At 62.9% G+C, this 2247-nt stretch carries 3 protein-coding genes; all 3 read right to left on the bottom strand.

The annotated features are described in order from the left end of the window. Positions 1-328: 328 nt before the first annotated feature. Genes queE through queC form a run of 3 tightly spaced genes read right to left on the bottom strand, consistent with a single transcriptional unit; the run spans position 329 to position 2095 of the window. On the bottom strand, positions 329-985 hold the full coding sequence (queE, locus tag BFR47_RS14345) for a 7-carboxy-7-deazaguanine synthase QueE (protein WP_245748945.1): 657 nt from the start codon (positions 983-985) through the stop codon (positions 329-331). Positions 986-1043: 58 nt separating this feature from the next. Continuing rightward, complete coding sequence (locus BFR47_RS14340) at positions 1044-1400, bottom strand: 6-pyruvoyl trahydropterin synthase family protein (RefSeq protein ID WP_071473707.1); 357 nt, start codon at positions 1398-1400, stop codon at positions 1044-1046. Next, on the bottom strand, positions 1388-2095 hold the full coding sequence (gene queC, locus BFR47_RS14335; RefSeq protein ID WP_071473706.1) for a 7-cyano-7-deazaguanine synthase QueC: 708 nt from the start codon (positions 2093-2095) through the stop codon (positions 1388-1390). Before queC ends, BFR47_RS14340 begins: the two co-directional genes overlap by 13 nt. Positions 2096-2247: the final 152 nt, after the last annotated feature.

Below are 2247 nucleotides of genomic sequence, written 5' to 3'. Positions count from 1 at the left end.
CCAAATATGGCGCATCGCGACGCCGGTTACACAAGAGGTGTCCATCTCATCATCCATGGGGGCTCCGCCGCGCCATCCCTGGCGCGGAGGGTCGGCGGAGCAGATCCCCTTGCCCTCCCTCCGGCTCCGGAATTTCCTGTCAGCGCTGCCTGCAGGCGACTCGGTATTCCAGAAGAGGGAACAGGGATTGCGTCTGCCGACCGTCGCATGCCATGGATGGCATGTGCGAGCTTACAGGGATGTACTCGAAGCGTGTCGGAAGAGGCAGCCCTGTTGCCTCTTTCACACTACAGATCCAGCAGGATTGAAAACAGGAGTTGACGGAGCGCTACACCCCTCGTTCGTTATTCCAGATCAGTACGTGCAGCTGGGGCAGCACCCGGGCGTTGAACCAGCGGTCGGCGGTGACCTTGTCCACCAGCCAGCGCAGACGGGCGTTGAGCGACTCGGTGTCGGTTTCCAGATCCGACTGCTCGGGGGTGGCCGGGGACGGGTTGCAGGGCTGCAGGGTCAGCGGCAACTGCGGGTAGTCGGCGGCCACTTCCCTCGCCCATTGGTAGTCGGCCTCGTCGGCGATGACCAGCTTCAGGCTGACCCGGGTCTGTGCGCCGGCGGCGGCCAGACAGGCCTCGAACCGGCTGCGGTTGAAGGCCATGCCGGAAGACGGCGGCTTGGGGCTGAGGGTCAGATGATCGAGCATCGCAAACCAGTCCTGCACCTTGCTGCCCTGGGTTTCCATGGCGAAGGTGTAGCCCTGGGCATGGCCCAGTTCGAGCAGCTCGGTCAGCGGCTGCAGCGCCGGGTTGCCACCGGACAGCGTCACCAGCAGCGGCTGGCCACCGCTCAGGCGATGTACCTCGGCCATCACGGCGGCGGCGCTCATCGGCGCCCAGTCGGCTTTGAAGCGGGGCTCCACCGCATAGAGGGTGTCACACCAGCTGCAACGAAAATCACAGCCACCGGTGCGCACAAACACGGTCGGCACCCCGATCAGGCCCCTTCGCCCTGAATGGTGGGGCCGAAAATTTCGCTGATGGCAATGCTCATGGCCGGTACTCCGCCCAGGTCTTGGGGGTTTCCGATACCAGAACGGCACTGACTTCCGGCCAGCGTGCCCGAGCCCAGTCGAACAGATGGCGAGCCAGCCGTTCGGCGGTGGTGCACTCGTCGCCCAGCACCTCGTTGAGGTGACGGTGATCCAGGGTGTCGTCGATGTAATCCTTGAACGGCTTCAGCTCCAGGTAATCGCGTACGAAACCGTATTGATCCAGCGCCTCGCTCTGCAGCTCGATCACCACCACATAGTTATGACCGTGCAGCCGGGCGCAAGGATGCCAGTCCGGCATCTGAAGCAGCTGGTGGGAGGCAGAGAAATGGAACTCTTTCTTTATGGTGTACATTTCTTCACCCTCGCCACGGCCTCAAGCCAATACTCTTTATCCAGATAAGGAGTGGGATCTTCAACCCCGGCCAGGGCCATGGCTTCGATACGCTCCACGCAGGTGCCGCAGCGGCCGCAGTGAACCTCACCGCCTTCGTAGCAGGACCAGGTCTCGGCCACCGGCACCTCGAAGCGCGCCGCATCCCGGGCGATTTCGGTCTTGTCGGCATCAACATAGGGGGCGAACAGCGCCACCTCGGCCACGCCGTCCAGCGCCCGGGCCTGCATCTCGCCGAACAGGCGGATAAAGTCGGGCCGACAGTCGGGATAAATGAAGTGGTCACCGCCGTGTACCGCCAGTGCCACGGTGTCGAGGCCGCGGGCAGCAGCCACGCCGAAGGCGATGGTGAGCATGATGGCGTTGCGGTTGGGCACCACCGTCACTTTCATGTTCTCTTCGCTGTAGTGGCCGTGGGGCACCTCGATGTCGTCGGTCAGGGCCGAGCCGGACAGTTGACGACCGATATGGCCAATGTCCATGACCAGATGAGGGACCTTCAACCGCTCGGCACAGTGGCGGGCGGCATCGATTTCTTTCTTGTGGCGCTGGCCATAATCGAAGGTCAGCAGGGCGCCGAGGGACTGCTCCGCCGCCAACCGATGGGCCAGGGTCACGGAGTCGAATCCACCGGAGCAGATCAGTAATGCTTTCATATGTTGTGTCCTTGTTTTGTCCGGGTAGGCTGCGACCGGGAGTAAAAGCGGGGTGCATTTTAACGCCGTGGGCGGTGAGCGCAAGTCGTGGGGGAAGTGGGGAATGGGGAATGGGGAATGGGGATGGGAATGGACTGGGACGGAAGACTGGA

This window comes from Oceanisphaera psychrotolerans (assembly GCF_001870485.1).
In the GTDB taxonomy this organism is placed as follows: domain Bacteria; phylum Pseudomonadota; class Gammaproteobacteria; order Enterobacterales; family Aeromonadaceae; genus Oceanimonas; species Oceanimonas psychrotolerans.
The sequence above is the reverse complement of the archived record's forward strand: the minus strand, read 5'-3'. Positions and strand labels throughout refer to the sequence as shown.

Bases quoted from the DNA above. Each gene is read 5' to 3' on its own strand.
- BFR47_RS14340 (WP_071473707.1), bottom strand. From the start codon at position 1,400: ATGTACACCATAAAGAAAGAGTTCCATTTCTCTGCCTCCCACCAGCTG.
- queC (WP_071473706.1), bottom strand. From the start codon at position 2,095: ATGAAAGCATTACTGATCTGCTCCGGTGGATTCGACTCCGTGACCCTG.